The 7,367-nt window shown below is 66.1% G+C and carries 7 protein-coding genes and 2 pseudogenes; all 9 read left to right on the top strand.

Annotated elements, in window-relative coordinates:
- Positions 1-343 (top strand): annotated as a pseudogene (locus H0524_RS20875) (hypothetical protein); the annotation flags it as partial.
- A 391-nt stretch (positions 344-734) separates the two neighbouring features.
- A complete protein-coding gene (locus H0524_RS20870) occupies positions 735-2,288 on the top strand; it encodes a S8 family serine peptidase (protein WP_180200165.1) in 1,554 nt (517 codons plus the stop codon).
- 178 nt (positions 2,289-2,466) lie between these two features.
- The gene (locus H0524_RS20865) at positions 2,467-3,198 is read left to right on the top strand and encodes a hypothetical protein (protein ID WP_180200164.1); all 732 of its coding nucleotides are present in this window, start codon (positions 2,467-2,469) and stop codon (positions 3,196-3,198) included.
- Positions 3,195-4,352, top strand: coding sequence for a histidine kinase (locus H0524_RS20860; RefSeq protein ID WP_180200163.1), 1,158 nt, complete (start codon positions 3,195-3,197; stop codon positions 4,350-4,352). The genes H0524_RS20865 and H0524_RS20860 overlap by 4 nt, the downstream gene beginning before the upstream one ends.
- A complete protein-coding gene (locus H0524_RS20855) occupies positions 4,340-5,008 on the top strand; it encodes a response regulator transcription factor (protein ID WP_180200166.1) in 669 nt (222 codons plus the stop codon). The genes H0524_RS20860 and H0524_RS20855 overlap by 13 nt, the downstream gene beginning before the upstream one ends.
- Positions 5,009-5,365: 357 nt before the next feature.
- Positions 5,366-5,809, top strand: a complete 444-nt coding sequence (locus H0524_RS20850) for an SRPBCC domain-containing protein (RefSeq protein ID WP_180200162.1) — start codon at positions 5,366-5,368, stop codon at positions 5,807-5,809.
- Positions 5,806-6,159 (top strand): helix-turn-helix transcriptional regulator, encoded by a 354-nt coding sequence (locus H0524_RS20845; RefSeq protein WP_180200161.1) that lies wholly within the window; start codon positions 5,806-5,808, stop codon positions 6,157-6,159. Before H0524_RS20850 ends, H0524_RS20845 begins: the two co-directional genes overlap by 4 nt.
- 154 nt (positions 6,160-6,313) lie before the next feature.
- Positions 6,314-6,658, top strand: a complete 345-nt coding sequence (locus H0524_RS20840; RefSeq protein ID WP_180200160.1) for a VOC family protein — start codon at positions 6,314-6,316, stop codon at positions 6,656-6,658.
- Between the two features lie 202 nt (positions 6,659-6,860).
- A pseudogene (locus tag H0524_RS20835) lies at positions 6,861-7,256 on the top strand (uridylate kinase); the annotation flags it as partial.
- Positions 7,257-7,367: the final 111 nt, after the last annotated feature.

The raw sequence follows: 7,367 nt of genomic DNA, 5'->3' as shown, positions 1-7,367 counted from the left end.
CGAGTCCCGGATGAACAACCTGAACTGCGGGGACCGGGACTCGCTCGGGGTGTTCCAGCAGCGCCCCTCCCAGGGCTGGTGCCAGCCCGCCCAGTGCCTCGACGTCGACTACGCGGCGAACAAGTTCTTCGAGGTGGCCCAGCAGATGGAGCCTGGGATGGAGGGCAGCACCGCCGGTCAACTTGCTCAGGCCGTGCAGCGTTCCGCGTTCCCGTCGCGATACGACGAGGCGGAGGAGATCGCCCGAGCGCTGCGGGAGGAGGCGTTCCAGCCGTACGGCACGATCGGGGTGAAGTATCACAGTATGGGCGGGCCGGGCGGCCCGCTCGGTTGGCCGATCCGTGGCATGTTGGGGCGGCCACGCCGAGCCGGCTGACAGAGAACTGCGGTGTGTTCCACAGTCACGTGGTGACTCACAAAGCCATTCCCCGTAGCGAGGCCAGTGCAATCGAGCATGGCCGATTACTCGGTGTGGCGAAGTCATGGCCGATAAACAATTGCCAATTGTCTGGTTTGCGTTAGCAGGTAGAGCAAGATCTTGAATATACGGATGTGCTTGCTGTCCTTGGTGTCGGCGTTTCGGGAAGGCCGCCTGTGCCACAAGGATCATTCGCTGTCGCTACCGCGCCGTCTACGCGCGGCTCTCAGCCAACATCATCATCAGCGATGCCTGACCGACTCGACCGCCACAAACAGAACGGATAGCCCACTTTCGTTTACAAGGGAGGTAGGAGATGGGTAACCCACGTAGGTTAGTCCTGGTCGGGGTAACTGCGCTGGCTATGGTGGCTACCGCGGCCCCGGCCCAGGCTGCCGAGCCGGTCGGTGCAGTCCGCAACGCCGGCGGTGCCACCGCCATTGCGGGAAGCTACCTTGTGGTCTTCAAGGACAGCGAGGTCAGCCGGTCGGCGGTCGGGGCGTCACTTGACCGACTCCGCGGCAAGCACGGTGGCACCGTGGCACGGTCCTACACTGCGGCCCTGCGCGGTGGTGAGATGCGGCTCAACGCCCGAGTGGCCGGCCGCGTTGCCGCCGACCCGGCGGTGGCCTACGTCGAGCAAAACCACACCGTGTCGATCGCCAGCACCCAGCCGACCCCGCCGTCCTGGGGCCTGGACCGCATCGACCAGCGGTACCAGCCGCGAGACGACTCGTACACGTACCCGAACGCGGCCGGCGACGTGACGGCATACATCTTCGACTCCGGTATCCGTACGACGCACGCCGACTTCGGTGGGCGGGCAATCTGGGGCACCAACACGATCGACGGTATCGACACCGACTGCAACGGTCACGGCACGCACGTCGCCGGCACCGTCGGGGGCACCGCGCACGGCGTGGCCAAGGCGACCACACTGGTCGCGGTCAAGGTGATCGACTGCGACGGCGGCGGCACGATCGCAGGCGTCATCGCCGGCGTTGACTGGGTCACCGCAAACGCGGTCGCACCGGCCGTGGCGAACATGAGCCTTAGGTTTCCACTGGTGAGCAGCGCCGTCGACAACGCGGTCACCGGTTCCATCGACTCTGGTGTGACATACGTGGTGGCGGCGGGCAACGACGGCGCCAACGCCTGCAACTACTCCCCGGCCCGGACTCCGGCGGCGATCACCGTCGGCTGGACCACCAGCAGCGACCAACGGTTCGTGTTTTCGAACTACGGTAGTTGCCTGGACATCTTCGCTCCAGGCTCATCGATCACCTCGGCGTGGGCCAGCAGCGACACCGCCACGTGGGCGATGAGCGGCACGTCGATGGCCTCGCCGCACGTGGCCGGCGCCGCCGCACTGATACTCGGCGAGAACCCCTCATACACGCCACAGCAGGTCAGCGACACGCTAGTAGACAACGCCACCAGCGGCCTGGTCGGCATCCCGGGCAGCGGGTCACCCAACAAGCTGCTCTTCATCGATGACGGAACCCCACCCTCGCCTCCGCCATCGGGTTGCACCGGCACCAACGACACCGACGTCGCGATCCCGGACCTGGGACTGGTCAGCAGCGCGATCACCTTCTCAAACTGCGGCCGGACCGCCTCGGCCACCTCGACCATCGCCGTGGACATCCGGCACACCTTCCGCGGCGACGTGGAAGTCGACCTGATCGCCCCAGACGGCTCGTCCTACCGGCTGAAGAACTGGAACTTCTTCGACAACGACGACCACGTCAAGCACACCTACACAGTCGACCTGTCCACCGAGGCAGCCGACGGCACCTGGCGACTACGAGTGCGCGACGCCTGGATCAACGACACCGGCTACATCAATACCTGGACAGTCAGCCTCTGAACCCGACCGCACCAAGCCGAGGCCCCCTCCCAACCAACCGAAAGGGGGCCTCATGCCATTAACTCCGTCGAAGCCCATATGTGAGTTGACCGATACCGCTCGAAGCGGCGTGGCGGCTGTTGGTCCCAACGGGTGGAGTAAGTCCGGGCAAGGCAACTCGGTCCACTCGGCGCGGCAGGTGCCTGCCGTCGAGTTCCGTGACGGTCCTCGTGCCAGTCCCGGTAGTGGCGGTGGACAGACGGTTCTGATGGCTCCCCTGTCCGACCGGCTCGCCCTGTTTCTGGGCCTGCCCGGGTTGGTGCTCCTGGTCGGCCTCTCTCTTCCGCCGCTGGCTCGGTGGATGTTGAGCTGGGAGCGGGCACTGCCGCTCAAGCCGATCTTTTGGCTCGTTGGCGGGATCGACAAGCCCTGGAAGGTTGCCGTGAACCTCGCCATCTGGTTGGTGCTAGCGTTGGTGACCGCGTTTGTCGTGATGAGTGAGTCGCTGCGGGTGACGATCGGCGATACCGAGCTGCGGGTGACGAAGGGCGACGACACCCGTACCTTCGCCCGCGACCGGGTGTCGGCGGTGTTCCTGGACGGCAAGAAGCTCGTGGTCCTCGACCAGCGGTCGTGCCAGCTGGTCCGGGACCGACACCAGGCGCCGCAGGCGGCGATCGCCGCGGGGTTCCGCCGGCACGGCTACCCCTGGCACGACCACGATCCGTACGCCGACCTCTTCCGTTCCTGGACGGCCACCACCCCGGAACTGCCGGCCGTGGCCAACGACGTGCTCGCGGCCCGGCAGTCGGCGCTGAAGAACAAGGCGCACCGCGAGATCCACGCCCTCAGCGCGGCGCTGGAGAAGATGGGTTATGTCATTCGGGACGAGGGTGTGCATCAGTTCTGGCGCCCGCTCGTCCAGTCGTGACCATTCTCCGTCCGGCCACTCCGGTCCGGGACCGCCTCGCCGACCTCGCGTTGATGGCGGTATCGGTGCTGGGCGCGCTGGCCATCGCCGGTGCGGCTGAGCAAGGTGGCCAGCTCACCGGGGATGCGCTGAACGCGGCATTTGGCCTGGCGGTGCTCGGCACCGTCGCACTGTGGTTCCGGCGGCGGTATCCGGTCGCCGTCACGGTGGTGCTCGCCCTGCTGCTCACCGTCACCGATCTGGTGATCGTCGCGGTGCTGATCGCCGTCTACACGGTAAGCGCGCTCCGCAACTGGTCCACCAGGGCGGTGACGTTCGGGGCCAGCCTGTTGATCTACGTCCCCTACTCGGTACTGCTTCCGGCTCCCGCGCTGAGCGCCTTCAACGCCAATATCCTCTACGTGGCGTTGATGTCGCTCGTGATGGCGGCGGGCAGCACCACCCGGGCCCGGTACGAGGCGATCGTTGGGTTGTACGAGCGGGCCGAGCGGGCGGAGAACGAGGCGCGGGAGCGGGCCGAGCGGTTGCGCGTGCAGGAACGGCAGCGGATCGCCGGGGAGATGCACGACGTACTGGCGCACCGTATCTCGCTGGTGAGCCTGCAGGCCGGTGCGCTGGAGGTCCGTTCCGATCTGCCGTCCGGCGTCGCGGAGTCCGTGACGGGCATCCGGTTGCAGTCGCATCGGGCGCTCGAGGATCTCCGGGAGATCCTCGGCGTGCTGCGTGCCGGCACCGACACCGACGGACTGCGCCCGCAGCCCGGACTTGCCGATCTCGCCCGGCTCGTCGCCGAGGCGCGGGCCGCCGGCACCGAGATCTGCGTCGATTTTCGAGCTACCGGCGATCCATCCGAACGTGTCGGCCGGACGATCTATCGGTTGGTTCAGGAGGGCTTGACGAATGCGCGCAAGCACGCGCCCGGACGGCCCGTCGAGATTCTGCTGGAGCGCGCCGGTGCGAGGGAGGTCCGGGTACGGCTGCGCAACGCCCTGGCCAGCCGGGGTGGCACGCCGGTTCCCGGCAGCCACTCCGGTCTTCTCGGGCTGGCGGAGCGGGTCGCGCTGGCTGGTGGCCGACTGTCGTACGGCATGCGGCGTGTTCCGGAAGGGGGCGTCGTGTTCCAGGTGGAGGCGTGGCTACCGTGGCCGGCATGATCAAGGTGCTGGTGGTGGACGACGACGCGCTGGTTCGGGTCGGGCTGTCGGCGGTGCTCAGCGCGGCCGAGGACATCGAGGTGGTGGCAGAGGCGACGGACGGCGCCGATGCGGTCGCTGTCGCCCAGCGGCTACGCCCGGACGTGGTACTGATGGACATTCGGATGCCGGGTCTGGACGGACTGTCCGCCACCGCGGCGCTGCGATCGCTCGACGACCCGCCAGCGGTGATCGTGCTGACCACTTTCCACACCGACGACCACATCCTGCGGGCGCTGCGGGCGGGGGCCAATGGGTTCCTGCTCAAGGATATGCCACCGCGACAGATCCAGGATTCGGTGCGTGCCGTGGCGGCGGGGGATTCGATGCTCGCTCCGGCCGTCGTCGAGCGACTGATCGACTACGTGGTCCAGGGGGCGGACAACGACGAGTACCGTGACCAGGCGGTTGTCGCCCGGGCCGCGCTGGTGCACCTGACCGAGCGGGAACGGGAGGTCGCCGACGGGGTGGCCGCGGGCAAGTCGAACGCTGAGATTAGTGGCGACCTGTTCTTGAGCGTGGCGACGGTGAAGGTGTACGTCTCCCGGATCATGGCGAAGCTGGACTGCGCGAACCGCGTGCAGGTGGCGATCCTGGTTCACCAGGCTCGCGAGTGAGCGGCGCCACGAACGAAAGGTGGCGCCCGACTACGTTCGTTGGACTATCGCGACGGCAGGACGCCGGCTTCGCGGGTCTGGGATCGTCACCGCTGCGGAGGCCGGCCAGCGCTACCTGATCGACGGTGAACCCTACTTCCCTGCGCGAGGCTCCCTCAGTTCATTCGAGGTCAACCCTGTGAAGCGGGGCCAAGGACACAAACATCATGTCACGACAACAGAAGCACGAGACCCGAGCCGATCTGGCACGCGTGCCGGGTGGCGGGATGATGCATGTTGCGCAACCAACTGGTTGCGCTACCTAGGGTGACGTGCAACTATGTGGTGACAATCACTGACGGAGTTCAGGAGTCACCGATGAGCGAAGACCGGATCGAGCGGGAAATTTTGATCTCGGCACCTATGGAACGGGTCTGGTCGCTGGTGGCCGAGCCTGGATTCTGGGTAGCCGACGAGGCGACGACTACCGGAACCGTGGCCAAAGAGGGCGAGTCCATGACGGCTCGCAATCCGGAGTACGGCGACTTTCCGATCCGTGTGGAGAAGGTGCAGCGTCCGACCTACGTGGCGTACCGATGGGCGAGCGCGTTCCCCGGCGAGGATCTACGCGAGGACAACAGCACCCTGGTCGAGTTCACCCTGTCCGCCGAGGGCGACAAGACCCGACTCCGCGTGGTGGAGAGCGGCTTTGCTGCGCTGGCCGCCGCCGAGGAGCAGCGCAGCGAGGCCCTGAAGAACAACGACAAGGGTTGGCCCCAGGTCTTCGCCGCGTTCAAGAAGCGCGCTGAGGCATCTGTGTGACGACAGAACGTCGTGGCGAATCCGACGTCGTCGAGAGCGTTCTCGTGGCACTAGCTGACGCGACCCGGCGACATCTACTCGACCTGTTGGCTGCACAGGGCGAGGTCACCGCGACGAACCTTGCCAAACAGCTGCCCGTATCGCGGCAGGCAGTGGTCAAACACCTCGCTGTTCTGGACGCCGCCGGACTGGTCTCCGGGCGTCGGGTCGGCCGCGAGGTGCGGTACGGCGTTCAACCGGCCGCATTGGACGCGACCGTACGGTGGATGGCCGCTATCGCCGCGAAATGGGATCGGCGGCTGGCCACTATCAAACGAGTAGCCGAATTGGCCGAAGAGGAACCCAGCTGACCCGATGATCATGCCCCGTTGACAGTACAGAACGACGCGGACGAGCGTCAGTCACAACCGCTGGCGAAGTGACTCGTCGCAGCAAGGTGCCGACAGTCCTCCTATCTGGTGATGACAGCACCTTCATAGGGCGAGACGACAAAGGAGATACACAATGATCACGTCGAAGCTCGGTAGCATTCTGCTCGGTACCACCCAGCCAGATAAGCTCAAGGAGTGGTACCGCAAGACACTCGCCCCAGAATACAACGGTGAAGGACCGATCAACCTCGGCGGCTTCCTCCTGGTAATCGAAAACCGCGATGACGTCGACACCAAGAACCATGAGCCCGGACGTATGATCCTCAACTTTCATGTGGATGACTTCGATGCCGTGGAGGCGCAGCTACGAGCTGCCGGTGTGGAATGGCTTTCCCCTGTGGCCGACCGTCCCTCCGGGCGGTTCGGAACGTTCAGCGACCCAGATGGCAATTACCTGCAGATCATCCAGTTCAAGTAGGTGACGAGCGGGCCCAGCCCTCGTCGGCGCGTACCACGCACGCTCTTCGGCCGTCCACGGCTCACCGCTGGCGTCCTGGAGGTCCGCCAGTTAGGCCGCCCCAGCGGCCGTTCACTCGGAGAGCGACGTGCGAGAGTGGCGGATGTGGGACACAAGGTTGGTCCGGCGGGTCTACCGTTGCGAGAGTAGGACAGAGAACACTATGGAGTATGGCACCCGGGACGAATTGCTCGGCTGCCTGGCTGAGGCGGTCGGGTCCGTCACACCCGCACACCCCACGCGGGTAGCTGTCGACGGACCGCCGGCTGCCGGCAAGACCACTCTCGCCGATGAACTGGCCGCGGTCCTGCGCGACCAGGGCCGCGCTGTCATCCGCGCGACGATCGACGACTTCGTCTTTCCCCGGGCACAGCGCTATCCACGAGGCGAGTACTCGGCCGAAGGCTGCTACTTCGATGCCCACGACCACGACGCGCTGACCCGGGTCCTGCTCGATCCGCTCGGCCCGGACGGAGACCGACGCTTCCAACCCGCGGTCTACGACCGCATCGCCGACACCGTGCTGTCCCCGCCGTTCATGACCGCCCCCGCCGACGCCGCAGGGTTCCGGCAAGGTGACGATATGGCCGTTTCAGTCGAGTCCGAGTAGTTGGAGTGGCCGGTATGGGTTTCGGCTGTTGTGGCGTAGGGCTGCAGCGATGGTGGTGAT

The organism is Salinispora sp. H7-4 (assembly GCF_013416675.1).
GTDB lineage: Bacteria > Actinomycetota > Actinomycetes > Mycobacteriales > Micromonosporaceae > Micromonospora > Micromonospora vitiensis.
The sequence above is the reverse complement of the archived record's forward strand: the minus strand, read 5'-3'. Positions and strand labels throughout refer to the sequence as shown.

Bases quoted from the DNA above. Each gene is read 5' to 3' on its own strand.
- H0524_RS20870 (WP_180200165.1), top strand. From the start codon at position 735: ATGGGTAACCCACGTAGGTTAGTCCTGGTCGGGGTAACTGCGCTGGCT.
- H0524_RS20840 (WP_180200160.1), top strand. From the start codon at position 6,314: ATGATCACGTCGAAGCTCGGTAGCATTCTGCTCGGTACCACCCAGCCA.
- H0524_RS20850 (WP_180200162.1), top strand. From the start codon at position 5,366: ATGAGCGAAGACCGGATCGAGCGGGAAATTTTGATCTCGGCACCTATG.